Here is a 26,517-nt window from a genome sequence, read left to right as displayed (position 1 = left end):
TCTCAATCCAGGTGGCGTTCGGGATAGCTCAGCAGTGCCAGCCATCCTATCAGCAGCATGACGATCAGGTACCAGGCCGGGGCGAGCGGGCTGCCGGTGGCGCCGATCAGCCAGGTGGCGATGAACTGGGCGGTGCCGCCGAACAGGGTCACCGCCAGGGCGTAGGTCATGGCCAGGCCGGTGGCGCGCACCGGTCGCGGCAGGCCGGCGAGGATCAGCAGCAGCCCGGCGGTCATGTTGACGCTCATGGCGGTGATCACCACGAAGCGGGCGGCGAAGGCCAGGCCCTGGGTGGTGGGATCGTTCAGCCAGACGAAGGCCGGGTAGATGCCCAGCAGGGCCACCGCCAGGCTGACCAGGGCCACCGGCTTGTAGCGCCCGAAGCGATCCAGCAGCAGCCCGGCGGCCAGGGCGGCGGCCATCTGCACCGCGCTGGAGGCCACCCCGGCCAGGTAGGCGCTGGTGGTCGGCAGGCCGACGATGCGGGTCATGTAGGTAGGCATGTAGAACTGCATCAGGTAGGTCAGCAGGGTCGCCGACATCACGATCAGCAGGCCCAGGCCGAAGCGCCGCGGATGCTCGCGCAGGAAGGCGCGCACCGGGCCGCCCTCGACCGTGCCGGCGCCGCTCCAGGTCTCGTCCACCTGGCGGCGGATATAGAGGCCGACCGGGATGATCAGCAGGCCGACCAGGAAGGGGACGCGCCAGCCCCAGGCGTGCAGCTCGGCCTCGGACAGGCTGCGGGTGAGCAGGGCGCCCAGACCGGCACCGAGCAGGGCGCTGCCGCCCTGGCTGATCACCTGCCAGCTGACATGGAAGCCGCGCCGGCCCGGGCTGGCCGACTCCAGCAGCAGGGTGGTGGCGGCGCCGATCTCGCCACCCGCGGAAAAGCCCTGCAGCAGGCGCCCCAGGAGCAGGATCAGCGGCGCGGCGATACCGATCTGGGCGTGGGTCGGGGTAAAGGCGATCAGGGCGCTGCCCAGGCCCATCAGGGTAATGGTCAGCAGCATGGCCTGCTTGCGACCGTGGCGATCGGCATAGGCGCCCAGCACCATGCTGCCCAGCGGCCGCATGACGAAACCGACGCCGAATACGCCAACCGCCATCAGCAGGGAGCCATAGGGCGTATCCGAGGGAAAGTAGAGTTGGCCGATGATGGCGGCGAAAAAGCTGAAGACGGTGAAGTCGAACATCTCCAGTCCGTTGCCGAGACTGGCCGCGGCGATCAGCTTGGCGCGAGAGGGCGTGGCGCCCGCGGCGGCGGCTGCCCCGCCGGTGGGGGAGGAGGACGTCGGAAGAGCCTGGGCCATGGTGCGTTCCTCTGCACTGAGATGAATGCTTAGCTATGCAAATGATGGTCCGGTCCGCTGGCGCCGCGTACCTTAGGGCGTTCGAACCGGCATACCGGCGCTGCCCCCGCGCCAGGTTGGTGCAGGCACGGCCTCATTGCAGCCTAGTCGAACCCGTCGCCACGGCTGGCGGTCTCTCATAAATCCGTCACAATGCCCGGCTAAAGTGCCAGGCCGCGTCTGAGCGTCGCCGGCCCAGACCCGTCTCCCATCCCCGCGAGGAATCCGGCATGGACATCAAAGGTCCGCTGACCGCTGTGGCGCTCGCTCTGGCGCTGAGCGGCACGACCGCTCGGGCCGAGGGCGTCGACCCGGCCATCCCCGACTACCAGAAGGTGAGCGGGATCTCCGGCAATCTGTCGAGCGTGGGTTCCGACACCCTGGCCAACCTGGTCACGCTCTGGGCCGAGAGCTACAAGCGCCAGTATCCCAACCTCAACATCCAGATCCAGGCGGCCGGCTCGTCCACCGCGCCGCCGGCGCTCACCGAGGGCACCGCCGGCATCGGCCCCATGAGCCGCAAGATGAAGGACGCCGAACTGCAGGCCTTCGAGCAGCGCTTCGGCTACCAGCCCACCGCGGTGCCGGTGGCCATCGATGCCCTGGCGATCTTCGTCAACAAGGACAACCCCCTGCGCCAGCTGACCCTGGAGCAGGTCGATGCGATCTTTTCCAGCACCCGGCTCTGCGGTGGCCCGCGCGAACTCAAGACCTGGGGCGACCTGGGCCTGACCGGCGACTGGGCCAAGCGCCCGATCCAGCGCTTCGGCCGCAATGCGGTATCGGGCACCTACGGCTACTTCAAGGAGGCGGCGCTGTGCCGTGGCGACTTCCGCGCCAACGTCAACGAGCAGCCCGGCTCGGCCTCGGTGGTCCAGGCCATCAGCCAGTCCCTGGGTGGCATCGGCTATTCCGGCATCGGCTACCAGACGGCCAGTGTCCACACCCTGGCGCTGGCCCGGCAAGGCACCACCGACTACGTCGAGGACAACCAGCAAAACACCCTGTCCGGGCGCTATCCCCTGGCGCGTTACCTCTACGTCTATGTCAACAAGGCGCCCAACCGCCCGCTCAATCCCCTGGAAGGGGAATTCCTGCGCCTGATCCTCTCGCGCGACGGCCAGGAGGCCGTGCTCAAGGACGGCTATATTCCCCTGCCGGCCTCAGTGGTGCAGCAGGCGCGGAAGACCCTGGGCTACTGAGCGCGCGGCACCCTGCGCCCGCACCGGGCGTAGCGCCTCTGGCTGCCCATTCGCTGTAACCTTTCTGTCACACGACGTGATTAGGCTCTGCGCCATGAAATCCCCGGTACCTCCGTCCCTGCCCGATCCTCGCGGCCCCGCTCGGCTGGACTTCAACACGCCTGCGCTGCGCCGGCGGCGGCGCTGGCGGGCTCTGCAGGATCGACTGGTACGGGGCTCGGTGCTGGCCGGCGGTCTGGCCGTGCTGGCCACCATCACCCTGATCTTCTTCTATCTGGCCTACGTGGTGCTGCCCCTGCTGCGCGGCGCCAGTCTCGAGGCCCAGCCGCTGCCCCAGCCGGACTGGCTGGCGGCCGCCGGGGCGCCGCTGCTGCTGGGCATCGACGAGCAGAATCGCCTCGGCCTGCACCTCTCCCAGGCCGGCGAAGCGACGTTCTTTACCCTGGCCGACGGCCAGCCGGTCATGCGCGAGCGCCTGCCGTTGCCGCCTGGCGTCACCATCAGCAGCCAGGCCCAGGATGCCCCCCGTGGGCTGATCGCCCTGGGTCTGTCCGATGGTCGCGTGCTGGTGGCGCACAAGCGCTACGTCTCCCGCTATCCCCAGGGCGAGCGGGTCATCACCCCTGAACTGGATTTCCCCTACGGGCGCGAGCCGCTGGAGCTGGGCGCAGCCCGTGCCGTCCTGGAACGCGTCGCCATCGCCGGTGACGAGGACCTGCTGGTGCTGGCCGGTGCCCAAGGGAACCGGGTGACGGCCCTGCGCCTGGCTGGGCTGGCGGAGCCGGTGACCGGTGGCAAGGCCGCGCCGGTACGCACCTCGATCACCCTCGGGCCGCTCAATGCCGCGGTCAAGGCCATTCACCTCGATCCTCGCGGCCGCTGGCTCTATGCCCTCAATGGCCGCGCCCAGGCGGATGTCTTCGACCTGCGCGACGGCAGTCTCAATGGCCACTACAAGCTGCTCGACGCGGCCGACGACGAGGTCACCGCCAGCACCCAGCTGCTGGGCGGCGTGTCCCTGCTGGTGGGTACCGCCAAGGGCGGCATCGGCCAGTGGTTCATGGTCCGTGGCCAGGATGGCGAGCCGGTGCTGAGACATATCCGCGATTTCCAGCTGGGCAGCGCCCCCATCGTCCAGCTGGTGCCCGAGCAGCGGCGCAAAGGCTTCGTGGCGCTGGATGCCGCGGGCGAGCTAGGGGTCTTCCACAGCACCGCCGGGCGCACCCTGCTGCGCGAGCAGCTCGCCCCCACCGCCGGGATGCTGGCGCTGTCGCCGCGCGCCGATCGGCTGCTGCTGGAAGAGCAGGGCCGGCTGCTCGGCTTCCGCCTGGACAATCCGCACCCGGAAGTTTCCTGGTCGGCGCTCTGGGGCAAGGTCTGGTACGAGAACTACGAGGCGCCGGCGCGGGTCTGGCAGTCGAGCGCCGCCACCGCCGATTTCGAGCCCAAGCTGAGCCTGGCGCCGCTGACCTTCGGCACCCTCAAGGCGGCCTTCTACGCCATGCTGTTCGCCGCGCCCCTGGCCATCGCCGCGGCGATCTATACCGCCTACTTCATGGCGCCGCGCATGAGGCGCACGGTCAAGCCGGTCATCGAGCTGATGGAAGCCCTGCCCACGGTGATCCTCGGCTTCTTCGCCGGGCTGTTCCTCGCGCCCTTCGTGGAAAATCACCTGCCAGGACTGTTCAGCCTCTTGCTGCTCCTGCCGCTGGCCATCCTCGCCGCGGGCTTCGGCTGGTCGCGCCTGTCACTGGCGCTGCGCGAGCGCATTCCGGAAGGCTGGGAAAGCTTGCTGCTGCTGCCGGTGGTACTGCTGACCACCGCCCTGGCGCTGTGGCTCAGCCCCTGGCTGGAGGGCCTGCTGTTCGCCGGCGACCTGCGCCTCTGGCTGAGCCAGACGCTGGGCATCGCCTACGACCAGCGCAATGCCCTGATCATCGGGCTGGCCATGGGCTTCGCGGTCATTCCCAACATCTTCTCCATCGCCGAGGACGCCATCTACAGCGTGCCGCGCAGCTTGACTCTGGGCTCCCTGGCACTGGGCGCCACTCCCTGGCAGACCCTGGTGCGGGTGGTGCTGCTCACCGCCAGCCCGGGGATCTTCTCGGCGCTGATGATCGGCCTGGGTCGCGCCGTGGGCGAGACCATGATCGTGCTCATGGCCACCGGCAACACTCCGATCATGGATGCCAACCTGTTCGAGGGGATGCGCACCCTGGCGGCCAACATCGCCGTGGAGATGCCCGAATCCGAGGTGGGCGGCACCCATTACCGGCTGCTGTTCCTGGCCGCGCTGGTGCTGCTCAGCTTCACCTTCCTGATGAACACCCTGGCCGAACTGATCCGCCAGCGGCTGAGGAAAAAGTATGCGGCCCTCTAGCGCTGGCGCGCCGCAGGGGCAGGGCACCGGGCAGCGGCGCTCCCTGGGTGCCTGGCTGCGCGGCGGCGCGCCCGGGGTCTGGCTCAGCGCCGGCGCCGTGGCCATCGCCGTGCTCATGACCCTGGGGCTGATCGGCATCCTCGCCGTACGTGGCCTGGCGCATTTCTGGCCAGCCGAGGTGGTGCAGGCGCGCTACACGCCGCCGGGCCTGGAGCCGCGCCTGGTGCTCGGCCAGGTGGTGGAGCAGGAGACGATACCGGTCGAGCGGCTGCGCAGCGCCGGGGTGCCCCTGCCGGCGGACAGCGGTGACACCCTGACCCGCGAACTCTTCAAGCTGGGCAACCGCGATCTCTACGGCAGCGACTTCGTCTGGCTGGTCGGCGACTGGCTGCAGGATCGGAAGGCCCCGGCCGACGCCCTGGTGCTGGAGCGCCGCGAATGGGGCAACTTCTACGGCTATGCGCTGGAGGTACGTGAAGAGGGACGCCAGGTGGCCAAGGGCGCCGCAGCGGTGCCCGAGTTGCAGCGCCGCCTGCTGCGCGCCCGCGACCTGAGCGAGCGCCTGGAGCGCCTGGAAAAGCAGGACATCGGCAGCGTCAACCATGCCTTGGAGCGCCTGCGCCTGGAGGGTCGCGGCCTGGAGCTGGACGGCCGTCTCGACGCCACCGCCCAGGCCGATCTCGCCGCCCGCCGCGCCGAGCTGGACGCGCGCTATGGCCAGCTGGAAGACCAGTTGGCCAGCCTGCGCCAGGAACGCCGCCGCGACAGCGTGGTGCTGCGCGACGTCGAGGGCCGCACCCTGGAACTCAATCTCGCCCGCATCGTGCGCGCCTACCAGCCCAATGCCATGGGCCTGGGCGCCAAGCTCGGCTTCTATGGCAGCAAGCTATGGGAATTCCTCAGCGCCGATCCGCGCGAGGCCAACACCGAAGGCGGCGTCTTTCCGGCCATCTTCGGCACCGTGATGATGACCCTGCTGATGGCGGTGATCGTCACCCCCTTCGGCGTCATCGCCGCCATCTACCTGCGCGAATACGCCCGCCAGGGTCCGCTGACCCGCACCATCCGCATCGCCGTCAACAACCTCGCCGGGGTGCCGGCCATCGTCTATGGCGTCTTCGGCCTGGGCTTCTTCGTCTATGTGCTCGGCGGCTCCCTGGACCAGCTGTTCTTCCAGGCCAGCCTGCCGACGCCGACCTTTGGCACCCCGGGGCTACTGTGGGCTTCGCTGACCCTGGCGATCCTCGCCGTGCCGGTGGTGATCGTCGCCACCGAAGAAGGCCTGGCGCGCATCCCCCGCAGCATCCGCGAGGGCTCCCTGGCGCTGGGCGCGACCCAGGCCGAGACCCTGTGGAAGGTGGTGCTGCCGCTGGCCAGTCCGGCGCTGATGACCGGGCTGATCCTGGCCGTGGCCCGCGCCGCCGGCGAGGTGGCGCCGCTGATGCTGGTGGGGGTGGTCAAGCTGGCGCCCTCGCTGCCGCTGGACGGCAACTACCCCTATCTGCACCTGGATCAGAAGATCATGCACCTGGGCTTCCACATCTATGACGTCGGCTTCCAGAGCCCCAACGTGGAAGCCGCCCGCCCGCTGGTCTATGCCACCGCGCTGCTGCTGGTGCTGGTGATCGCCGGGCTGAACCTGTCCGCCGTGTTCCTGCGCAACCGGCTGCGCGAAAAGTACCGGCTGCTGGAAGACTAGCGCCCGCGGCCGAGGAGACCCCATGCCTTCCGATTCCTCCATCTTCAGAACCGCCGCCGCCTACGCGGCCAGTGCCCAGCCCGCGGCGAGCGAAGGTGGCGTGGCCCTGTCGGTGCCGCGGCTCAATCTGTTCTACGGCAAGAAGCAGGCCCTGCAGGACATCGCCCTGGAGATCCCGCGCCAGCGGGTCACCGCCTTCATCGGCCCCAGCGGCTGCGGGAAGTCGACCCTGCTGCGCTGCTTCAATCGCCTGAACGACCTGGTGGAGGACTGCCGCATCGACGGCGAGATCCTGCTCGATGGCCAGAACATCTATGCCCGCGGCACCGAGATCGCCGAGTTGCGGCGGCGGGTGGGCATGGTGTTCCAGAAGCCCAATCCCTTTCCCAAGAGCATCTACGAGAACGTGGTCTACGGCCTGCGCATCCAGGGCATCAAGCAGAAGCGGGTGCTCGACGAGGCGGTGGAGTGGGCGCTGCACGGCGCGGCGTTGTGGGAAGAGGTCAAGGACCGCCTGCACGAGTCGGCCCTGGGCCTCTCCGGCGGCCAGCAGCAGCGCCTGGTGATCGCCCGCACCATCGCCGTGCAACCCGATGTGCTGCTGCTCGACGAACCCTGCTCGGCGCTGGACCCCATCTCCACCCTCAAGGTGGAAGAGCTGATCCACGAACTGAAACAGCGCTACACCATCGTCATCGTCACCCACAACATGCAGCAGGCGGCGCGGGTGTCCGACTACACCGCCTTCATGTACATGGGCCAGCTGGTCGAACACGGCGACACCGACACCCTCTTCACCAACCCGGCGAAGCGGCAGACCGAAGACTACATCACCGGCCGCTACGGCTAGTTCCAGGCAGGCCGGTGCCCCACCCGGCGACTCGCTCCTCTCAGGCAGGACTGACAGCATGATCAACAAAGAAGGCCACACGCAGCACATCTCCCAGCAATACAACGTCGAACTGGAAGAGGTCCGCAGTCACCTGCTGGCCATGGGCGGTCTGGTGGAAAAGCAGGTCAGCGACGCCGTGCGCGCGGTGATCGACGCCGATGCCGGCCTGGCGCGCCAGGTGCGCACCATCGACGACCAGATCGACATCATGGAGCGCGGCATCGACGAGGAATGCCTGCGCATCCTGGCCCGCCGGCAGCCCGCGGCCTCCGACCTGCGCCTGATCATCAGCATCTCCAAGTCGGTGATCGACCTGGAGCGCATCGGCGACGAAGCCTCCAAGATCGCCCGCCGCGCCATCGAGCTGACCGAGGACGGCGAGGCCCCGCGCGGCTACGTCGAGGTCCGCCACATCGGCGAGCAGGTGCGCAAGATGGTCCATCAGGCGCTGGACGCCTTCGCCCGTTTCGACGCCGAACTGGCGCTGTCCGTGGCCCAGTACGACAAGCTGATCGACCGCGAATACAAGTCCGCGCTGCGCGAACTGGCCACCTACATGATGGAAGACCCACGCTCCATCTCGCGGGTGCTGAGCATCATCTGGGTGCTGCGCTCGCTGGAACGGGTCGGCGACCATGCGCGCAACATCGCCGAGCTGGTGATCTACCTGGTACAGGGGACCGACGTACGGCACTTGGGCCTCAAGCGCATGGCCGAAGAGGTCAATCGGTCGCGCGAATGATCCGCCCGGTCACTCCCCGGGTGGCGTCCCGGACCTGCCTGCTATGCTGGAAGACTTGGCATGGAGTGACCGATGAGCAAGTTGAACGTACTGGTGGTGGATGATGCGCCCTTCATCCGCGATCTGATCAAGAAGGGCCTGCGCAATCTGTTTCCCGGGCTCGTGGTGGACGAGGCGGCCGACGGTCGCCGCGCCCAGACGATGCTTGGCAAGCAGCGTTTCGACCTCATCCTCTGCGACTGGGAAATGCCCGGCATGACCGGTCTGGAATTGCTGGCCTGGTTCCGTGCCCAGCCGGACCACAAGGGCGTGCCCTTCATCATGGTCACCAGCCGCGGCGACAAGGAAAACGTCGTCCAGGCCATCCAGGCCGGCGTGTCCGACTACATGGGCAAGCCCTTCTCCAACGAACAGCTGGCGGCCAAGGTCAAGAAGGCCCTGCAGCGCACCGGCAAGCTCGCCGAGCTGCAGGCCGGCGCTCAGCCACGCCCGGCCACTGGCTTCGCCAACGATTCGCTCGGCGCCCTGACCGCCGGCCGCAGCGACGTGATCCAGCCCGTCGCCGCCCCGGTAGCGGCCTCGGTCGCCGCCTCCAGTGCCGCCCTGCTCACCGGCGGCGCGCCGCCGCCACCCGCCCGCGGCAAGCCGGCCGCCAACTTCGGCCAGGGCCAGCTGCGGCTGCCCAACGCCAGCATGGCCTGCCTGATCAAGGCCCTCAGCATCAAGGAGGCCCTGCTGGTGGTCCGGCGCGGCGATCCGCTGCCGCAGATTCTGGAAACCGCCGTGCTCGACCTGGAGCAGGGCGAGGACGGTGGCGACGTGGCACGCCTCAATGGCTATCTGCATTCCCTCAGCGCGGTGGAAGCGACGCCGGCCAGCGAGTGGGTGCAGGTCAACTTCCGCTTCATCGACCGTGACCCGGCCAAGCTCGACTACCTGTCGCGGCTGATCGCCAAGGGCACCGCCCAGCGGCACTACGTGCCGGGCGCCTAGGGCAGGGCGGCGCCATGAAGAGGCTGGCACGGAGACTGCTTCGCGCTGAAACACCGCGGATTTCTGACGCCCTGCCCATGCCCCTTGCCTGTCGCCTGTTGCTGCTGTCGCTCGCCTTCTCGGGTCCCGTCCTGGCGGCGCCCATCTACAAGTACGTCGATGCCAACGGTGTGGTCACCTACACCGACAAGGCGCAGAAGGGCGCCAAGGTGATGACCTTCAGCGACGATCCCATCGAGCGGCTCGACCAGCGGGTCAAGCTGCAGCCGCGGCACTATGCCGGCGGCACGGTGCTGGAGGTGCGCAACGACAGCTTCCTGCCGGTGACCGTCACCCTGCGCCTCTCGGCGCTGCAGAATGTCAGCGGGGTAGGCGAGGCGCCCATCCGCAAGGTCCTGCCGGCGCGCAGCCTGACGCGCCTGGCGACCCTGATCGCGCCCGATCCAGGCCGTCCGCAACGCTATACCCCGCAGCTCACCACCCTGATGGGCAGTGCCACCCCCGTCTTCGCGTCCGGTTTCGCCTATCCGTTGCCCTGGCTGGGCGGTCCCTTCAACGTCAGCCAGGGCGCCGGCGGCGGTTTCAGCCACAATACGCCCAAGAGTCGCTATGCGGTGGACATCGCCATGCCCGAGGGCACGCCCATCGTGGTCTCGCGCGCCGGTCAGGTGGTGGAGGTGGAGAACGATCAGGACGGGCGCGGCAATCACCCCTCCGGCAACTTCGTGCGCATCCTCCACGACGACGGCACCATGAGCGTCTACCTGCACCTGCAGCGCGGTTCGATCAAGGTCGCCGAAGGCCAGTGGGTGCGCCCTGGTCAGGCGCTGGCGTCTTCGGGCAACACCGGGCGCAGCACCGGGCCGCACCTGCACTTCGTCGTCCAGCGCAACACCGGCGAGGCGGTCGAATCCATTCCCTTCCGCTTCGCCCAGGCGGTGGACAGCCTGCCGAACTTCGCCGTGGGCGGACCTTGAGAGCCTGTTCAAAGGCTGCTGCGCGTCGGCCAAACGGCGTTGAAAAGCCCTTCGGAATGCTCATTTACCCTCTGTAAACCCGAGCGCGGGTCCGATCCGCTTCCTCAGGGCTTTTCGTGGGGCCGCCTAGGCCTTGTTTGGCTCTAGCTCGCGAGCCTTTGAGCAGGCTCTTACCCTTGTCTAGTTTCAGCCCTGGGCGTCGAGGTATTCGCTGGGCGAGACGCCCAGCACCCGGCGGAACATCCGGGTAAAGGCCGAGGGCGAGGCATAGCCCAGATCCAGGGCCACCCGGGTCACCGGCTCGCCGGCGGCCAGCCGCGGCAGGGCCAGCATCAGCCGGGTGTGCTGGCGCCAAGTGGAAAAGCTGGTGCCGGTTTCCTTGAGAAACAGCCGCGCCAGACTGCGCGAGCAGAGGTGCAGTTGCTGCGCCCAGGTCGCCAGCGCCGTGTCGTCGGCGGGATCGGCGTGCAGACTGGTCTGGATGGTGCGCAACCGCCGGTCGGCCAGCGCCGGCAGGTGCAGGGCGGTCTCTTCGAGAAACACCAGTTCCGCCAGCATCAGCGCCCGTACGTGGCTGCCCAGTTCGGCATCGCCGTAGGAGGCGCCACCGCGTCTCAGGCAGCGCAGCAATTCGCGCAGCAGCGGCGAGATAAGCACCATGCGGGTGGCCGCCTGGGGACAGGGCAGGCCGCTCGGCAATTCGATGATCACCACCTGCAGGGTGGCTTCGCCGTTGGCCCGCGCCTGGTGCTCGATGCGCGGCGGGATCCAGATCGCCTGCTTGGGCGGCACGTACCAGACCCCTTCGTGGGTGGTGACCTCCAGCACGCCGTTCACCGTGTACATCAGGTGCGCCTGATCGTGCACATGCGGCGGCCACACCTGGCCATGGGCGAAGGTGCCTAGCTGGGACACCAGGGGACCGGCAGGCGGGACGGGGGCATCCGCCACCACGCTCCGCGCTCGGTCGATTGTCTGTTCCTGCATAACAGCTGTCCGTTTCGGTTGGGCCGGGTCCAGGTGCCAGAGCCTAACCTGCAGCACTATGGCCGGAGCATCGCGCGCGTCCAGGGGTGACCCCTCTGCACGCCTAAAACCTGCCTCTTGCGGGAGTGTCGCACAGAACACCCGCCGCTTGGCTGACCTGCCTGAACCATCAGGCCTGTATTTGAACTACCGTCCGATCGGTGGCAGCGTGGCACAGGGATTTGAGTGCCACGCTTTTTTATTTGCGTCGATGCTTTGCCAGCGGCTTCACAAAGCCGTGGTTTGGCCATCGCCCACCCTGCACGGCTTTGTTAGGTTCTGTCCTTGCCCATCATGGTGGCCCTATGCCATGGACCGACGCCTGACCGCCCTGATCACCTGCCTGACCCTCGCCCTGGCCGTGCCCACTCTCGCGCCGGCTGCCGAGAAGGCGGCCCTGACCAAGACCTCCGCCAAGAGCCCGGCCCGCAAGGGGCAGGTCAAGCTCAAGGTGCGCAATGCCAGTGAAGGCCGCATCTTCGAGGTTCGCAACGATTTCGACGTGCCCGTGCGGGTCGAGCTGCGCCTGCAACGCACCGTCAACGTGGCCGGTGCCGAGCGCCCGATCCGGCAGGTCATCGAGCCACGCTCCACGGTGCAGCTGGCGGTGATCCGCAAGCGGCAGCAGGGCTTTCCCATGCACTTCGATCAGGCGTTCAGCTACAGTCCGCAGTTGCCGGTCGGTACCCTGCCGCCGCTGGCGACGGGTGTCGCGGCCAGCGCCGACAACGGCATCGGTTATGGCTACGCCTGGCCCTGGCGCCAGGGTGTCTACTACGTGACCCAGGGCGCGGGTGGCGATTTCAGCCACAACACGCCCAAGGGTCGCTATGCGGTGGACATCGCCATGCCCGAGGGCACGCCGATCAGCGCTGCCCGGGCCGGCACGGTGATCGACGTGGAAAACGGCCAGTTCGGCCATGGTCCCAACCCCTCCGGCAACTTCGTGCGCATCGCCCACGAGGACGGCAGCCAGAGCGCCTATCTGCACCTGCGCCGCGGCTCGGTCAAGGTGCGGCCCGGCGAGCGGGTGGAGATCGGCACGCCCCTGGCGGAGTCGGGCAACACTGGGCGCAGCACCGGTCCCCATCTGCACTTCGTCGTTCAGGCCCACGCTGGCGGTGAAATGGTCTCCATTCCCTTCCGTTTCGTACGGCCGCTGGCGGCCCTACCCAACATGGCGCTGGGCGACCGCTAGGACCACGCTCCAAGGCGTTCCAGACAGGGTGGCGCCACTGGGTCCGTCCCGGGCCCAGGCCTCTGGTCGCCTGCAGAAATCCCTTGGCAGGAACAGGCTTGATGGCGTTATGCTATCAACACGCTTTTTTCTCCAGGGCACTGGTGCTACAGCTGCCTTATCTTCCTCCAGGCTGTGGATGCCGCCCCATGAATGGATTCCTGGCCGCCCTGTGCGCCGGTGGGCGCAATCGAGCTTTGCACCTGCTGGTATGGCTGTTGATCACCCTCGACGGCCAGGCGCAGGTCTTGCGGCTCGATGACCCGGGACGCAGCTACGATCCCCGACCGGCGCTGGAGATCCTCAAGGCACCTGCCAGTCTGACGTTTGCCGAGGCCGCCGCACGCCCCAGTGGCGGCGAAGATGGCTGGCATGCGCCCGATGAACTGGAGATGCTGCTCCATGACGGTCGCCAGGGCCTCTGGCTGCGCTTCGCCATCCAGGGGCGCGACGACCAGGCCTGGTGGCTGATTCCGACCTGGCCGGTGCTGGACCGCCTGGACCTGCGCACCCGCGGTGCCGATGGTCACTGGAGTCCGCTGCAGCAGAGTGGCCTGGTCCTGCCGGCGTCGCAGCGGGCACTGCCTGGTCGGCAGTTGATGTTCGCCCTGGCACCAACCGCCGGTGCGGTGGAGGAGGTCTATCTGCGGTTGGATTCGCGGGAAACCTTCGTCCTGCCGCTGCGGCTGGTGACCCCGGCCGCCTATCTGCGCGAAGCCCAGCAGGACGCCTGGCTGATCGGCGGTTTCTTTGGCTGTCTGTTCACCATCCTGCTCCTGACCCTCACGCTATGGAGCTTTGGCCGCCGCTCCGGCTTTGGCCGGTACGCCCTCTATCTGTTCAGCGTCATCGGTTATCAGGCGGTCACCACCGGTTATGGCGCCTGGCAGCTCTGGCCGGAGAGCCCGACCTTCGCCCTGCGTGCCCATCTGGCCTTTGCCGCCCTGTGCCTGCTGAGCGCCGGGCTGTTCGTCCGCTATCTGCTCAGCCTCTATCAGGGCGGCCGCTGGATCGACTTCGGCAATCGCCTGCTGATCGGCTACTGGAGCGTGGCGCTGGTCGTCGCACTGTTCTGGCCGAATCTGCTGAGCTTCCAGGAACTGCTCGGCATGATGGCGCTGAGTTGCCTGGGCCTGCTGGGCACCACCACCTACCTGGCACTGCGCGGCAGTCGCATGGCGCTGTGGTTCAGCGCCGCCTGGGCCCTGTTGCTCATGGGCAGCCTGGTCCAGCTGCTGGCGGTGGCCGGTTGGCTGGCCGCGGACGGCCTGGCCTTCCACGGGCAGATGGCTGGCTTCGCCTTGGGCTTCGTGCTGCTGTCGATGGGACTCACCGAGGGCCTGAGTCTGCAGCGGCGGGCGCGGATCGAGGCCCAGCGGCAGGCCCTGGAAGCCTCCACCGCCCTGGCGCGGGAGCGCGAGGCCTCCTTTGTCGAGCTGGAATTGCGGGTGGCGCTGCGCACCGTGGAGTTGCAGCAGGCCAAGGCCAGCCTGGAGCGACTGAATCGCGAGCTGCTGCACCAGAGCCAGACCGATTCCCTGACCGGCCTCGGCAATCGCCGGCATTTCGAGCGGGTCTTCCAGCAGGAGATCCGCCGTGCCATCCGCGCCGAGCTGCCGCTGGCGGTGCTGCTGGTGGACCTCGACCATTTCAAGGCGGTCAACGACACCCATGGCCATACCCTGGGCGATGAATGCCTCAAGTGCGTGGCCCAGGTGCTGCGCCAGCACGTCCAGCGGGCGGGGGAGGTGGCGGCGCGTTATGGCGGTGAGGAATTCGTCATCGCCCTGCCCGGTAGCGACCAGGTCGCGGCCCGGACGCTGGCGGAGCGCATCCGCCAGGAGGTGGCGGGGCTGGAGTTGCAGACCGAGCGGGGGCGCTTGCGGCCGTCGGTCAGCATCGGCGTCGCCGTGACCGTGCCGAGCAATCTCGAACACGGCCTGGGGCTCCTGGAAGACGCCGATCGCGCGCTCTATGCGGCCAAGCGCGGCGGGCGCAATCGCGTCTGCCTGAGCGATGGCCTGCCGGCCCTGGGCAGCGGACGCGGCTGAGGCCGCGTCGGCTCAGCGCTCCTCTGGCTGGCGCCGGCGGACGTCCTTGGGATCCAGCTTGATGACCTTGGCCAGGACGATCTTCGGGCCCTTCATCTTCTTGACGATGATGCGCAGGCCCTCGGCCTCCAGCACCGTTTCCTCTTCGGGAACGCGCTTGAGGCTGTCGTAGATCAGGCCAGCCAGGGTCTCGGCCTCGACGTGATCCAGGTCGATGCCCAGCAGTCGCTCGACCTTGAACAGCGGGGTGTCGCCACGCACCAGCAGCTTGCCCGGCTGGTAGGCGACCACGCCGCGTTCGGTCTTGCGGTGTTCGTCCTGGATGTCGCCCACCAGGACCTCGAGCACGTCTTCCATGGTCAGGAAGCCGATGACCTTGTGGTCGGCTTCCTCCACCAGCACGAAGTGCGCGCCGCCGCGGCGGAATTGCTCCAGCAGGTCGGACAGCGGCATGTGCTTGGTCACCCGCTCCAGCGGATGCACCAGGTCGTCGAGGTCGAAGGAGGCGGCTTCGCTGTCCAGGCCGGCGATGGCCAGGAGCAGGTCCTTGATGTGCAGCACCCCGGTAAAGGTCTGGCTGTCTTCGTCATAGACCGGGTAGCGGCTGTACTTGGAGCGGCGGATCTGGGTGAGGATCTCGTCCAGGCTGGCCTTGCTGTCCAGGTAGATGAGGTCTTCGCGGGAATTGGCCCAGTCCACCACCTCCAGCTCGCCCAGTTCCACGGCCGAGGCCAGTACCCGGGCGTCCGGGTCGGTGGCGCGGTTGGAGTGCAGGATCAGCTTGAGTTCGTCGCGGCTGTAATGGTGCTCGTGGTGCGCGCCCGGCTCGCCCTGGCCGGCGATGCGCAGGATGCCGTTGGCGCTGGCGTTGAGCAGCCAGATGGCCGGGTACATCAGCCAGTAGAACAGGTACAGCGGCACCGCCGTCCACAGCGAGAGCAGGTCGGGCTTGCGGATCGCCCAGGACTTGGGCGCCAGCTCGCCGACCACGATGTGCAGGTAGGAGATGATGAAGAAGGCCGAGAAGAAGGCGATGCCGTGGATCACCTCGGGGCTGCGGACGCCGACGGCACCGAGCAGGGGTTCGAGCAACTCGGCGAAGGCCGGCTCGCCGACCCAGCCCAGCCCCAGGGAAGCCAGGGTGATGCCGAGCTGACAGGCGGAGAGGTAGGCGTCGAGCTGGTTGTGCACCTTCTTCAGGATGCGCCCGCGCCAGCCATGCTTCTTGGCGATGGCCTCCACGCGGGTGGCGCGCAGCTTGACCATGGCGAACTCGGCGGCGACGAAGAAGCCGTTGAGCAGCACGAGGAAGAAGGCGAAGAACACGAGGCCGAGATCGGCGAACAACGTCGAGGCGAGACTGGTGGAAGGGTCCATTAGGGCCGAGAGCTGGAGAAAGGTCGGCTAAGCATGGGGGCGGGGCAGGGCAGTTGCAAGATGTTGCGCCCACCGGAGGGACGGGGCGCACCCTGGGCTGACGGGCAGCGGCTCTGGCACCGACCTTTGCCGGCGGGCCTTTTTCGCTAGATCCAGCCTTCCAGACGCATGGTAGCCCGCACCAGGCGCTGCTCTTCCTGTTCGATCTCGCGCAGGCTGTCCCTGACACTGTGGATGTGCTCGCGGGCGGCGGCGTGGGCTTCGTCGGGCAGGCGCTGGCTCACGGCGGCATAGAGGCGGGCATGCTGGGCGTCGATTTCGCGGCGCTGCGGCGGGCGATGGTAGAGGTTGGCGATGCAGGCGAACACCGAACCCAGCAGCAGCTCGTTGAGCGATTGCAGGGTGTGGACCAGCACCGGGTTGTGCGAGGCCTCGCTGATCGCCAAGTGGAAGGCGTGGTCGAGGCGGGCGTGGGTTTCCGCCGGCAGGCTGGCCGGGTCCTGGCAGGCGGCGCACAGCTCGTCGTAGCGGCGGCCTATGAGCACCAGGTCGGCGGTGGTGGCGCGCAGCGCGGCCAGGCGTGCGGCTTCGCCTTCCAGCAGGGCGCGTACCTCCAGCAGGTCGTAGAGGGTGCGCGGCTGGCTGCTGAACAGGTGCAGCAGCGGATTCTCCGCGGCCGGCGCCGCCAGGCGAGCGACGAAGCTGCCCTGGCCGTGACGGGTCTCGATGATGCCGCGGGCGCGCAGCAGCCCCAGGCCCTCGCGCAGGGCGGTGCGGGAGACGCCGAGCTTGTCGCACAGGCGCCGCTCGGACGGCAGCGGCTGGCCGACCTTGAGCACCCCGTCCACCACCAGGCGTTCGATCTGCTGGCTGACGTTCTCGGCGACGGGGAGGCGGGGGGCGGGCACAGACATGGGTTTCCTGCTGGTATGACCACGAGGTTTAGCGCTAGTGAGCCACTGGCCGCTTTAGCTGTCAAGTGTGCTGAATATGGCTCATCCTTTGGTCGAATAGGGTGTAAAAACTGGTATGACCAGTGCTCTGGGCCATGGACGCCCCGATTGCAGTCGGGGTACAACGAAGCCTTTCCAGCCAGAACAACAACAATGGCGGTTACCCGATGAGCCTGGTCTACGACGAACGTCTCGACGGCGCCTTGCCCCGCCCGGACAAGGCGCAACTGCTGCAGCGGCTGCGCGCCGAACTGCCCGAGCACTGCCTGCTGCACGACAGGGAAGACCTCAAGCCCTACGAATGCGACGGCCTGGCGGCCTATCGCACCACGCCGCTGCTGGTGGTGCTGCCGGAAACGGTGGAGCAGGTGCAGGCGACGCTGCGCCTCTGCCACGAACTCCAGGTGCCCCTGGTGGCGCGCGGCGCCGGGACCGGCCTTTCCGGCGGCGCCCTGCCCCTGGAGCAGGGCGTGCTGCTGGTGATGGCGCGCTTCAATCGCATCCTCGAGGTGGACCCCGATGGCCGCCGCGCCCGGGTCCAGCCCGGGGTGCGCAACCTGGCCATCTCCCAGGCCGCGGCGCCCCACGACCTCTACTACGCCCCCGATCCCTCGTCGCAGATCGCCTGTTCCATCGGCGGCAACGTGGCCGAGAACGCTGGCGGCGTGCACTGCCTGAAATACGGCCTGACCGTGCACAACGTGCTGGCGGTGGAGATCGTCACCCTGGAGGGCGAGCGCCTGACTCTGGGCAGCGCCGCCCTGGACAGTCCCGGCTTCGACCTGCTGGCGCTGTTCACCGGCTCCGAGGGCCTGCTCGGCGTCGTGGTGGAGGTGACCGTCAAGCTCTTGCCCAAGCCGCCCTGTGCCCGGGTGGTGATGGCCAGCTTCGCCGACATCGAACGCGCTGGAGCGGCGGTGGCCGACATCATCGCCGCCGGCATCATCCCCGGTGGCCTGGAGATGATGGACAACCTGACCCTGAGAGCCGCCGAGGACTTCATCCACGCCGGCTACCCAGTGGATGCCGCCGCCATCCTGCTCTGCGAGCTGGATGGCGTGGAAGCCGACGTGGCCGCCGACATCGAACGGGTCAGCGCCCTGCTGGCGGCCGCCGGCGCCACCGAGATCCGCCTGGCCCGCGACGAAGCCGAGCGGCAGAAATTCTGGGCCGGGCGCAAGAACGCCTTTCCCGCGGTGGGGCGGCTGTCGCCCGACTACTACTGCATGGACGGCACCATTCCACGCCGCGCCCTGCCCGAGGTGCTGCGCGGCATCGAGGCGCTGTCGGCGGAATACGGCCTGGCGGTGGGCAATGTCTTCCATGCCGGCGACGGCAACCTGCATCCGCTGATCCTCTTCGATGCCAACCGGCCCGGCGAGCTGGAGCAGGCCGAGGCCCTGGGTGGCCGCATCCTCGACCTCTGTGTGGCGGTGGGGGGCACCATCACCGGCGAACACGGCGTGGGTCGCGAAAAGATCAATGCCATGTGCACCCAGTTCCAATCCGGCGAACTGCTCTTCTTCCACGCGGTGAAGGCCGCCTTCGACGCCCCCGGGCTGCTCAATCCCGGCAAGAACGTGCCGACCCTGCAGCGCTGCGCCGAATTCGGTGGCCTGCACGTGCATCGTGGCCAGTTGCCCCACCCCGAACTGGAGCGCTTCTGATGGACAGCCTGGAACTGCTCCTCGACCAGGTCCGCGAGGCCTTGGTCCGCCGCCAGCCGCTGCGCATCCATGGCGGCGACACCAAGGCCCGGCTGGGGCGCCCGGTGGACGGCGAGCCGCTGGACGTCAGCGGCCATCACGGTCTGGTGCACTACGATCCCACCGAACTGGTGGCCACGGTACGCACCGGCACGCCGTTGGCCGAACTCGATGCCGCTTTGGCCGAGCGGGGGCAGATGCTGCCCTGCGAACCGCCACGGCTGGGAGAGGGCGCCACCGTCGGCGGTACCCTGGCCTGCGGCCTCTCCGGTCCGCGCCGGCCCTGGGCCGGCAGCCTGAGGGATTTCGTCCTGGGCACCCGCTTGATCACCGGCACCGGCGAGCACCTCAGATTCGGTGGCGAGGTGATGAAGAATGTCGCCGGCTACGACGTCTCCCGGCTGCTGGCTGGTAGCCAAGGCTGCCTGGGGGTGGTCACCGAGGTGTCCTTCAAGGTGCTGCCCAGGCCGCGTTGCACCCAGAGTCTGAGCCTGGAACTGGACGCCGCGCGCGCCCTGCAGCGCCTCGCCGTATGGGGCCGCGAAGCGCTGCCGATCTCGGCGGCCTGTCATGATGGCCAGCGGCTGCAGCTGCGCCTGGAGGGCGGCGAGGGCTCGGTGCGCTCGGCCGTCGATCGCCTGGGCGGTGAAGCCCTGGGCGAGGCCTTCTGGGACGAGCTCAACGAACAGCGGCTGGCCTTCTTCGACGACCCCAGGCCGCTGTGGCGGCTGTCGGTACCGGTCAATACCCCGCTGCTGGACCTGCCCGGCAGTCGATTGCTGGACTGGGGCGGTGCCCAGTACTGGCTCAAGAGCGATGCCCCGGCCACGGTCCTGCGCGAGATCGCCGAGCGTGCCGGTGGCCATGCGCTGTGCTACACGCCGGACGCCGAGCGCGAGGCCCAGCATCCGCTGCCGGCCGCGCTGCTCGACTATCACCGCCGCCTCAAGGCGCGCCTGGACCCCCAGGGGATCTTCAATCCGGGTCGGCTGTACGCCGGGCTGTAGGGGAAAGACGTCATGCAAACCAATCTGAGTCCCGCCGCCCGCGAACTGCCCCGCGCCGCCGATGCCGAGCGGGTGCTGCGCAGCTGCGTGCACTGCGGTTTCTGCAACGCCACCTGCCCGACCTACCAGTTGCTCGGCGACGAGCTGGACGGTCCGCGCGGGCGCATCTACCTGATCAAGGGCATGCTCGAAGGCGGCGAGGTCAGCGAAAAGACCCGCGAGCACCTCGACCGCTGCCTGACCTGCCGCAACTGCGAGACCACCTGCCCCTCGGGCGTCTCCTACCACGAATTGCTCGACATCGGCCGCGCCGAGGTGGAGCGCCGGGTGCCGCGGCCGCTGGGCCAGCGCCTGCTACGCGCCGGGCTGCGCCAGGTGCTGCCGCAGCCGCGACTGTTCGGGGCGCTGCTGAAAGGCGGCCAGGCGCTGAAGCCGCTGCTGCCGGCAGGTGTCCAGGCCAAGCTGCCGGCGCGCATCGCCGCCCCGGGCGTGCGCCCGGCACCGCGCCATGCCCGGCGCATGCTGATCCTCGAGGGCTGCGTGCAGCCGGGGCTGTCGCCCAATACCAATGCCGCCACCGCGCGGGTGCTGGATCGCCTCGGCATCAGCCTGGACGCCGCGCCCCGCGCCGGGTGCTGTGGCGCGGTGGACTATCACCTCAATGCCCAGGAAGCCGGCCTTGATCGCGCCCGGCGCAATATCGACGCCTGGTGGCCAGCCCTGCAGGGCGGCGCCGAAGCCATCATCCAGACCGCCAGCGGCTGCGGCGCCTTCGTCAAGGAATACGCCAGCCTGCTGAAGGACGACCCGGTCTACGCCGACAAGGCGCGGGAAGTCTCGGCGCGCACCCGTGACCTGGTGGAGGTGCTGCGCGAGCTCCCGCTGGAAGCGCTGCAGCTGAAGGACACCCCGCGGCTGGCCTTCCATTGCCCCTGCACCCTGCAGCACGCCCAGCGCCTGGGTGGCGCCGTGGAAGGCGTCCTGCAGCGCCTCGGCTTTCCGCTGGCGCCGGTGCCGGACGGTCACCTCTGCTGCGGCTCGGCCGGCACCTATTCGCTGACCCAGCCGGACTTGTCGCGGCGGCTGCGTGACGCCAAGCTCGATGCCCTGGAGAGTGGTCACCCCGAGGTGATCGCCACCGCCAACATCGGTTGCCAGAGCCATCTCGACGGCGCCGGGCGCACCCCGGTGCGCCACTGGATCGAAATCCTCGACGCGGCCCTGGCCGCCCCGACCCAACCCTGAACCCTGGAGGCCCCATGAACACCAAAGCCGTGCTCACCCTTGCCGAGATCGACACCCTGCTGGCCGCCGGTCGCGCCGAAGCCGAACGCCAGGGCTGGGCCGTGTGCATCGCCGTGGCCGATGACGGCGGCCATCCGCTGGCGCTGTTGCGCCTCGACGGCGCCGCGCCCAACAGCGCCTACATCGCCCCGGAAAAGGCCCGCAGCGCTGCTCTCGCACGCAAGGAGTCCAAGGTGCTGGAAGAGATGATCAACAACGGCCGTACCGCCTTTCTCAGCGCTCCGCTGATGCAGGGCATGCTCGAAGGCGGGGTACCCATCCTGGTGGACGGCCAGGTGGTGGGCGCGGTCGGCGTCTCCGGCGTCAAGGCCCCGGAAGACGCGCAGGTCGCCAAGGCCGCCATCGCGGCACTGGGTTAACCCTCTCTCGACAGTTTCGTTATCAAGGAAAGCCATCATGACCGACCGCACTACCCTGGGCCGCCTGCAGGTGGCCACCGAACTGCAGCGTTTCATCGACGAGGAAGTGCTGCCCGGCACCGGGCTCGACACCGCCGCCTTCTGGTCGGGCGTGGACACCCTGGTGCACGAGCTGGCGCCGCGCAATCGCGAACTGCTGGCCGAGCGTGATCGCCTGCAGGTGGAGCTGGACAACTGGCACAGCGCCCATCCCGGCCCGGTCACCGACCTGCCCGCCTACCAGGCCTTCCTCGAAGGCATCGGCTATCTGCAACCGGTCCCCGGCCAGGTGCAGGCCTCGACCTCCGGCGTCGACCGCGAGATCGCCGAGCAGGCCGGTCCGCAGCTGGTGGTGCCGGTGCTCAACGCCCGCTACGCCCTGAACGCCGCCAACGCGCGCTGGGGTTCGCTGTACGACGCCCTCTATGGCACCGACGCCCTGCCCGAGACCGACGGCGCCGAGCGCGGCAAGGGCTACAACGCCACCCGTGGCGCCAAGGTGGTGGCCTTCGCCCGCCAGATGCTGGATGGCGTGGCGCCCCTGGCCAGTGGTTCGCACCGGGACGCCACCGCCTACCGCATCCAGGACGGTCGGCTGGTGGTGGATCTCAGGAGCGGCACCAGCGAACTGGCCGATCCGGCCGCCTTCGTCGGCTACCAGGGCGACGCCGCCGTGCCGTCCGCGGTCCTGCTGCGCCACAACGGCCTGCACCTGGAGATCCAGATCGACCGCGACAGCGCCATCGGCAAGACCGACGCCGCCGGGGTCAAGGACCTGCTCATGGAAGCCGCGGTCAGCACCATCATGGACCTAGAAGATTCCATCGCCGCGGTGGACGCCGCCGACAAGGTCTTGGCCTATCGCAACTGGCTGGGCCTGATGAAGGGCGATCTGGCCGAGGAGGTCAGCAAGGGGGGCGAGACCTTTACCCGTCGCCTCAACCCCGATCGCGAGTACCAGGGCGCCGACGGCCAGCCGCTGAGCCTGCACGGGCGCTCGCTGCTGTTCATCCGCAACGTCGGCCACCTGATGACCAATCCGGCGGTGCTGCTGGACGATGGTCGCGAGATCCCCGAGGGCATCCTCGATGCCGTGGTCACCGTGACCATCGCGATGCACGACCTCAAGCGCCAGGGTAATTCCCGCAGCGGCTCGGTCTATATCGTCAAACCCAAGATGCACGGTCCGGCCGAGGTGGCCTTCGCCGTCCAGCTGTTCGACCGCGTCGAGGCCCTGCTGGGGCTGCCGGCCAACACCGTCAAACTGGGCATCATGGACGAGGAGCGCCGCACCAGCGTCAACCTCAAGGCCTGCATCGCCGCCGCCGCCGCGCGGGTGGCCTTCATCAACACCGGCTTCCTCGACCGCACCGGTGACGAGATGCACACCGCCATGCTGGCCGGGCCCATGCTGCGCAAGGGCGACATGAAGACCTCCAGGTGGATCACCGCCTACGAGCGCAACAACGTGCTGGTCGGCCTGGCCTGCGGCCTGCGCGGCAAGGCGCAGATCGGCAAGGGCATGTGGGCCATGCCCGACCTGATGGCGGCCATGCTGGAGCAGAAGATCGGCCATCCCAAGGCCGGCGCCAACACCGCCTGGGTACCGTCGCCCACCGCCGCCGTGCTGCACGCCCTGCATTACCACCAGGTCAACGTCCAGCAGGTGCAGCAGGAATTGGAACGCAGCGACGTCGACGCCGCCCGCGGCGAATTGCTCGCCGGCCTGCTCAGCGTGCCGGTGGCCGCAGCGCCGGACTGGTCCGCCGAAGCCATCCAGCAGGAACTGGACAACAACTGCCAGGGCATCCTCGGCTACGTGGTGCGCTGGGTCGACCAGGGCGTCGGCTGCTCCAAGGTGCCCGACATCCATGACGTCGGCCTGATGGAAGACCGCGCCACCCTGCGCATCTCCAGCCAGCACATCGCCAACTGGCTGCACCACGGCGTGGTCACGGCCGAACAGGTGGACGAGACGCTGCAGCGCATGGCCAAGGTGGTCGACGGCCAGAACGCCGGCGATGCCCTCTACGAACCCATGGCCGGCCACTTCGACAGCTCCTACGCCTACCGCGCCGCCCGCGACCTCATCTTCAAGGGCCGCGAGCAGCCCAGCGGCTACACCGAGCCGCTGCTGCACGCCTGGCGCCTGAAGAAGAAAGCCGGCGCCTGACCCGACCCGGCCAAGGCTCCCGTCCGGCGCGGGCGGGAGCCGCCTCTGCACGGAGCGGTGCCGGTGGTCCTCCGACCACCGCCTCTTCCCTTGCCACTGGCGAATTTTTATACTATCGGGTCCCCCGTTCCCGGGATCATCATCGCCACGAGGAAGACCATGGCCCGCGTTACTGTCGAAGACTGCCTGGATAACGTAGACAACCGATTCGAGCTGGTCATGCTCGCCACCAAGCGCTCGCGCCAGCTGGCCACCGGCGGCAAGGAGCCCAAGGTACCGTGGGACAACGACAAGCCCACCGTCGTCGCCCTGCGCGAGATCGCCGAAGGGCTGGTCGACGAGGAAGTCATCCGCCTGGACGACATCGTCGAAGAAGAGCCGCTGTTCGCCGCCTTCGAAGTGAACGAAGAAGCGGACGGCGAGGCCCTCTAAGCCATGGCCGCCGAGCCTGCGTATGGTGACGTCCGCCCGACCGGCATCGATTTGCTGGCCGAGCGTCTGGCGGACTACCTGACCCCCGACCAGGTCAATCTGGTCAGGCGGGCCTACTACTACGCCGAGCAGGCTCACGATGGGCAGCGCCGCCGCAGCGGCGAGCCCTATGTCACCCATCCGCTGGCCGTCGCCAACATCCTCGCCGACATGCACATGGACCATCAGAGCCTGATGGCGGCCATGCTGCACGACGTGATCGAGGATACCGGTATCGCCAAGGAAGCCCTGGTCGCCCAGTTCGGCGAAACGGTGGCGGAGCTGGTGGACGGGGTCAGCAAGCTGACCCAGATGAAGTTCGAGACCAAGGCCGAGGCCCAGGCGGAGAACTTCCAGAAGATGACCATGGCGATGTCCAAGGACATCCGCGTCATCCTGGTCAAGCTGGCCGACCGGCTGCACAACATGCGAACCCTGGACGCCATGCCGCCGGACAAGAGCCGGCGCATCGCCAAGGAGACCCTGGAAATCTACGCGCCCATCGCCAACCGGCTGGGCATGCACGATTTCTACGTGGAATTCGAGGATCTGGGTTTCCGCGCCATGCACCCGATGCGCGCCGAACGCATCCAGCGCGCGGTCAAGACCGCGCGTGGCAATCGCCGCGAGATCCTTGGCAAGATCCAGGAATCCCTGGCCAACTGCCTGGCCCGCGATGGCCTGGACGGCGAAGTGGTCGGGCGCGAGAAGCACCTGCACAGCATCTACCAGAAGATGCGCGGCAAGCGTAAGTCGTTCAACGAGATCATGGACGTCTACGGCTTCCGCATCATCGTCGACAAGGTCGACACCTGCTACCGGGTGCTCGGCGCGGTACACAATCTCTACAAGCCGTTCCCAGGACGCTTCAAGGACTACATCGCCATCCCCAAGGCGAATGGCTACCAGTCCCTGCACACCACCCTGTTCGGCATGCACGGCGTGCCCATCGAGATCCAGATCCGTACCCGCGAGATGGAAGAGATGGCCAACAATGGCATCGCCGCCCATGGCCTGTACAAGGCCGGGGGCGACGAGCCGCGCGCCAGCCACCTGCGCGCGCGCCAGTGGGTGAAGGGCATCCTCGAGTTGCAGCAGCGGGCGGGCAACTCCCTGGAATTCATCGAGAACGTGAAGATCGACCTCTTTCCCGACGAGGTCTACGTCTTCACGCCCAAGGGCCGCATCATGGAGCTGCCCAAGGGCTCCACGGCCGTGGACTTCGCCTACGCGGTGCACACCGACGTCGGCAACAGCTGCATCGCCTGCCGCATCAATCGTCGCCTGGCGCCGCTGTCGCAGCCGCTGGGCAGCGGCGAGACGGTGGAGATCGTCACCGCACCCGGCGCCCGGCCGAATCCGGCCTGGCTCAACTTCGTGGTCACCGGCAAGGCCCGCACCAACATCCGCCATGCCCTCAAGCAGCAGCGTCGCTCCGAGTCCATCAGTCTCGGCGAGCGCCTGCTGAACAAGGCACTGTCCGGCTTCGGCACCCAGCTGTCGAAGATCTCGCCGATGCGCATCCTCTCGGTGCTGGGCGAGTACAGGGGCGTGGTACTGGAGGACCTGCTCGAAGAGATCGGCCTGGGCAATCGCATGGCCTACGTGGTGGCGCGGCGTCTGGTGTCCGGCAGCGAGCAGGAAGAGCCGCTGGAGCCGCAGCCCGGCACCACGCCGCAGGGGCCGCTGGCCATCCGCGGCTCCGAAGGCCTGGTGATCAGCTACGCCAAGTGCTGCACGCCGATTCCGGGCGATCCCATCATCGGCCACCTGTCGGCCGGCAAGGGCATGGTGATCCACCTGGAAAACTGTCGGAACATCGCCGAATTCCGGCACAACAGCGAAAAATGCATCGTGCTCAACTGGGCCAAGGACGTCACCGGCGAATTCAGCGTCGAGTTGCGTGTCCAGCTGGAGCACCAGCGCGGCCTGATCGCCATGCTGGCCAACCACGTCACCGCGGTGGACGCCAACGTCGAGAAGATCGGCATGAACGAGCGCGACGGCCGGGTCAGCGTGGTCCAGCTGGTGGTCAGCGTGCATGATCGCGTGCACCTGGCGCGGGTGATCAAGAAGCTGCGCACGCTCAAGGGCGTCGCTGGTATCACTCGAGTTCGCAGCTGAGGTTGCAGCGGGTCGCCACGGGCTTGCAGAATCGGGCCTTTCCCGCACAGGAGCGACCCATGAGCAAGCAAGTGATCCACACCGACAAGGCGCCCGCCGCCATTGGCACCTATTCCCAGGCGATCAAGGTTGGTGACACCGTCTATCTCTCCGGGCAGATCCCGCTCAACCCGACCAGCATGGAGCTGGTGGACGGCTTCGAAGCCCAGGTGGTCCAGGTGTTCGAGAACCTCAAGTCCGTCGCCGAAGCCGCCGGTGGTTCCCTGGCCGACATCGTCAAGTTGAACATCTTCCTGATCGACCTTTCGCATTTCGCCACCGTCAACGAAATCATGGGTCGCTACTTCCAGCAGCCGTATCCGGCTCGTGCCGCCATCGGCGTTGCCGCGCTGCCCAAGGGCTCCCAGGTGGAGATGGACGGGGTGCTGGTGTTGGGTTGATCCCGGCGCAGGATC

General features: G+C 68.1%; 21 protein-coding genes. 17 read left to right on the top strand and 4 right to left on the bottom strand.

All coding sequences use genetic code 11. The features are described from left to right. Nucleotides 1–2: 2 nt before the first annotated feature. Nucleotides 3–1,310: an MFS transporter gene (locus RCF34_RS12550; RefSeq protein WP_308708466.1), complete on the bottom strand. Its 1,308-nt coding sequence runs from the start codon at nucleotides 1,308–1,310 to the stop codon at nucleotides 3–5. A gap of 269 nt (nucleotides 1,311–1,579) precedes the next feature. Here RCF34_RS12550 and RCF34_RS12545 point away from each other — a divergent pair, with 269 nt between their 5' ends. The 7 genes from RCF34_RS12545 to RCF34_RS12515 all read left to right on the top strand — a co-directional run bounded on the left by RCF34_RS12545 (nucleotide 1,580) and on the right by RCF34_RS12515 (nucleotide 10,234). Next, nucleotides 1,580–2,551, top strand: a complete 972-nt coding sequence (locus RCF34_RS12545) for a phosphate ABC transporter substrate-binding protein PstS family protein (protein WP_308708465.1) — start codon at nucleotides 1,580–1,582, stop codon at nucleotides 2,549–2,551. 94 nt (nucleotides 2,552–2,645) lie between these two features. Then, complete coding sequence (locus RCF34_RS12540) at nucleotides 2,646–4,931, top strand: ABC transporter permease subunit (RefSeq protein ID WP_308708464.1); 2,286 nt, start codon at nucleotides 2,646–2,648, stop codon at nucleotides 4,929–4,931. Beyond that, entirely contained in the window at nucleotides 4,918–6,630 is a 1,713-nt protein-coding gene (pstA, locus tag RCF34_RS12535; protein ID WP_308708463.1) for a phosphate ABC transporter permease PstA, read from the top strand. Before RCF34_RS12540 ends, pstA begins: the two co-directional genes overlap by 14 nt. Nucleotides 6,631–6,652: 22 nt before the next feature. Beyond that, entirely contained in the window at nucleotides 6,653–7,480 is an 828-nt protein-coding gene (gene pstB / locus RCF34_RS12530) for a phosphate ABC transporter ATP-binding protein PstB (protein WP_308708462.1), read from the top strand. 58 nt (nucleotides 7,481–7,538) lie between these two features. After that, a complete protein-coding gene (phoU, locus tag RCF34_RS12525; RefSeq protein ID WP_308708461.1) occupies nucleotides 7,539–8,264 on the top strand; it encodes a phosphate signaling complex protein PhoU in 726 nt (241 codons plus the stop codon). Between the two features lie 72 nt (nucleotides 8,265–8,336). Continuing rightward, nucleotides 8,337–9,257, top strand: a complete 921-nt coding sequence (locus RCF34_RS12520) for a response regulator (RefSeq protein WP_308708460.1) — start codon at nucleotides 8,337–8,339, stop codon at nucleotides 9,255–9,257. Nucleotides 9,258–9,334: 77 nt separating this feature from the next. Next, nucleotides 9,335–10,234, top strand: a complete 900-nt coding sequence (locus RCF34_RS12515; RefSeq protein ID WP_308708459.1) for a M23 family metallopeptidase — start codon at nucleotides 9,335–9,337, stop codon at nucleotides 10,232–10,234. 186 nt (nucleotides 10,235–10,420) lie between these two features. Here RCF34_RS12515 and RCF34_RS12510 read toward each other — a convergent pair whose 3' ends face one another. Beyond that, nucleotides 10,421–11,221 (bottom strand): AraC family transcriptional regulator, encoded by an 801-nt coding sequence (locus RCF34_RS12510; RefSeq protein WP_308708458.1) that lies wholly within the window; start codon nucleotides 11,219–11,221, stop codon nucleotides 10,421–10,423. 349 nt (nucleotides 11,222–11,570) lie between these two features. Here RCF34_RS12510 and RCF34_RS12505 point away from each other — a divergent pair, with 349 nt between their 5' ends. Beyond that, nucleotides 11,571–12,458, top strand: coding sequence for a M23 family metallopeptidase (locus tag RCF34_RS12505; RefSeq protein WP_308708457.1), 888 nt, complete (start codon nucleotides 11,571–11,573; stop codon nucleotides 12,456–12,458). Nucleotides 12,459–12,646: 188 nt separating this feature from the next. Beyond that, the gene (locus tag RCF34_RS12500) at nucleotides 12,647–14,548 is read left to right on the top strand and encodes a diguanylate cyclase (RefSeq protein ID WP_308708456.1); all 1,902 of its coding nucleotides are present in this window, start codon (nucleotides 12,647–12,649) and stop codon (nucleotides 14,546–14,548) included. Between the two features lie 12 nt (nucleotides 14,549–14,560). Here the strand turns inward: RCF34_RS12500 and RCF34_RS12495 are convergent, their stop codons facing one another. Then, nucleotides 14,561–15,925, bottom strand: coding sequence for a hemolysin family protein (locus tag RCF34_RS12495; protein ID WP_308708455.1), 1,365 nt, complete (start codon nucleotides 15,923–15,925; stop codon nucleotides 14,561–14,563). A 146-nt stretch (nucleotides 15,926–16,071) separates the two neighbouring features. Next, entirely contained in the window at nucleotides 16,072–16,839 is a 768-nt protein-coding gene (gene glcC / locus RCF34_RS12490) for a transcriptional regulator GlcC (RefSeq protein WP_308708454.1), read from the bottom strand. Between the two features lie 206 nt (nucleotides 16,840–17,045). Between glcC and glcD the strand changes: the two genes are divergently transcribed. The 8 genes from glcD to RCF34_RS12450 all read left to right on the top strand — a co-directional run bounded on the left by glcD (nucleotide 17,046) and on the right by RCF34_RS12450 (nucleotide 26,502). Further along, nucleotides 17,046–18,545 carry a glycolate oxidase subunit GlcD gene (glcD, locus tag RCF34_RS12485; protein ID WP_308708453.1) on the top strand — a complete coding sequence of 500 codons (1,500 nt, stop codon included), beginning with the start codon at nucleotides 17,046–17,048 and terminating at the stop codon, nucleotides 18,543–18,545. Further along, a complete protein-coding gene (glcE, locus tag RCF34_RS12480) occupies nucleotides 18,545–19,591 on the top strand; it encodes a glycolate oxidase subunit GlcE (RefSeq protein WP_308708452.1) in 1,047 nt (348 codons plus the stop codon). Before glcD ends, glcE begins: the two co-directional genes overlap by 1 nt. A gap of 12 nt (nucleotides 19,592–19,603) precedes the next feature. Beyond that, a complete protein-coding gene (gene glcF / locus RCF34_RS12475) occupies nucleotides 19,604–20,836 on the top strand; it encodes a glycolate oxidase subunit GlcF (RefSeq protein WP_308708451.1) in 1,233 nt (410 codons plus the stop codon). A 14-nt stretch (nucleotides 20,837–20,850) separates the two neighbouring features. Further along, a complete protein-coding gene (locus RCF34_RS12470) occupies nucleotides 20,851–21,255 on the top strand; it encodes a heme-binding protein (protein ID WP_308708450.1) in 405 nt (134 codons plus the stop codon). Nucleotides 21,256–21,292: 37 nt separating this feature from the next. After that, complete coding sequence (locus RCF34_RS12465) at nucleotides 21,293–23,467, top strand: malate synthase G (RefSeq protein WP_308708449.1); 2,175 nt, start codon at nucleotides 21,293–21,295, stop codon at nucleotides 23,465–23,467. Nucleotides 23,468–23,626: 159 nt separating this feature from the next. Beyond that, nucleotides 23,627–23,899, top strand: coding sequence for a DNA-directed RNA polymerase subunit omega (rpoZ, locus tag RCF34_RS12460; protein ID WP_007161465.1), 273 nt, complete (start codon nucleotides 23,627–23,629; stop codon nucleotides 23,897–23,899). Nucleotides 23,900–23,902: 3 nt separating this feature from the next. Next, nucleotides 23,903–26,062: a bifunctional GTP diphosphokinase/guanosine-3',5'-bis pyrophosphate 3'-pyrophosphohydrolase gene (gene spoT / locus RCF34_RS12455; RefSeq protein WP_308708448.1), complete on the top strand. Its 2,160-nt coding sequence runs from the start codon at nucleotides 23,903–23,905 to the stop codon at nucleotides 26,060–26,062. Between the two features lie 59 nt (nucleotides 26,063–26,121). Further along, nucleotides 26,122–26,502, top strand: coding sequence for a RidA family protein (locus tag RCF34_RS12450; RefSeq protein ID WP_064307739.1), 381 nt, complete (start codon nucleotides 26,122–26,124; stop codon nucleotides 26,500–26,502). Nucleotides 26,503–26,517: the final 15 nt, after the last annotated feature.

Origin of the sequence: Pseudomonas sp. 102515 (assembly GCF_031085165.1) — a bacterium.
Lineage (GTDB): Bacteria > Pseudomonadota > Gammaproteobacteria > Pseudomonadales > Pseudomonadaceae > Chryseomonas.
The sequence above is the reverse complement of the archived record's forward strand: the minus strand, read 5'-3'. Positions and strand labels throughout refer to the sequence as shown.